Origin of the sequence: Reichenbachiella sp. (assembly GCF_039941815.1) — a bacterium.
Lineage (GTDB): Bacteria > Bacteroidota > Bacteroidia > Cytophagales > Cyclobacteriaceae > Reichenbachiella.
Map to the genome: position 1 here is coordinate 1 of NZ_JBDVDW010000048.1, position 1,522 is coordinate 1,522.

Here is a 1,522-nt window from a genome sequence, read left to right on the forward strand (position 1 = left end):
GCTAATACTGTATAGTGTATATTAATGTACATACTTTGGTGGGTTCAATGAATTACGGAAAGCATGTCGAGAAGTACCTTAAAAAAATTGATGAAGGCATAGCATTTGACTATGTGGGTTTTCTCAACCTGCTTAACTCGCCTAAGCTTGATCTGAATGTGAGTAACAAAGACTTTGATGCAAGGAAAATTGGTAGGAAAAACTACAAAGTCACTTGGATTGCTCCTTGGCTAAGAAGCGCCTTAGATAAAATTGTCTCTGAATCACACACGGACCGTAACTCTGCTGCCAATCAAAACCAAAGCCACTCATACAAAGTAAATGGTTCAATGCTTCTCGTAAGAGAAGGGGGCACTCACCCTCAAGTAGTGATGTTTGATGACAATGGAATGGCTCAACCAGAGAGAGTTTGGCCGAAACATGCATTACTGATGGAGAACAGACAAAACTTCATCAGTGCAGATAAGTCCTTGGACTTCCTAAAGCAGTTTTGCAGCACAGATGGTATTGAGCCAAAGGACATGCTCACAGTTTTCACAGAAGGCAATGCTATTTCTAATGTTTTGCACCGAGATTTTCTGGCTAAGTTTGACACACTTTTTCTTTTTCTGGATGTAGATGCAGGCGGGCTTCAGATCGCCAGTAATCTTCTTACCTTATTACCTAACTCAAATGTCGTTTTTCTCACACCAAACGACATTAAGGAAAGGCTCGAAAGAGTAAGAACCCCCGCTAGCGCAGAAGCCATTGAAAAAGTGATTGCATTAGGACGCCTTTATCCCGAACTGTCTGATATTGCACAACTGATTTATTCAACCAAAAGAGAACTGGAGCAGGAGAGCTACCTGAATGAATGATTTACTAAATGATGGACTATTGACTGAAGAATACATTCTAAAACGCCTTGTATATGTTAACTCGGCAAATCACGGTTACTCAGAAATCTTGCTGGATGAGCATCTTGCAATGTTTGGACGGAACAATGTTGGTAAAACAGCAAGTCTTGCCGGAACGAAGCTGCTACTTTATCCAGAGGTCAACTTCAGTCGTTGTGAAAAAAAGTTCAAGTTTGTCGGGAATGGTGGGACGTACTCCCAAGAGGATTCCTATGACTTTTACTTTCCTGACTCCACTTCCTTCATCATATTGGAAGTTCAAAACCCGGAAGGCACCTTCTGCATGTTGTTGTATAAAACCAACAACTATACGTACAGCCGTCTGTTCGTCCCATTGAGATATGATGAGCTACGGCACCTGTTTTGGAATAACGAAAAAGATGATTTTAATGATGATTTGAGCGTAAAAACTGTCAAACAATTTGCCATCGATAACGATGGGGTTCAGACATCTGATCCTGCCGAAATACGAAACCTAATGTTTGCAGGAATTAGAGGTACGAAGAAACAAAAGCGTTTTTGTGTGCTTCCAATGAAAGATGCCCGAAATGATTCCATAGAAGCATTCCGAAATATCTATCAACTCGCTTTCGATATCAAAAACTCTGAGAACGAGACCTTGCCCA

Annotated in this window: 2 protein-coding genes; both read left to right on the forward strand. The window is 40.9% G+C overall.

Annotation, left to right across the window (positions count from 1 at the left end):
• The first annotated feature begins 47 nt into the window (after positions 1-47).
• Positions 48-857, forward strand: coding sequence for a hypothetical protein (locus ABJF11_RS10780; protein ID WP_348119857.1), 810 nt, complete (start codon positions 48-50; stop codon positions 855-857).
• On the forward strand, positions 850-1,522 hold a 673-nt coding region (locus ABJF11_RS10785), incomplete at its 3' end, for a hypothetical protein (protein WP_348119858.1). The genes ABJF11_RS10780 and ABJF11_RS10785, both read left to right, overlap by 8 nt.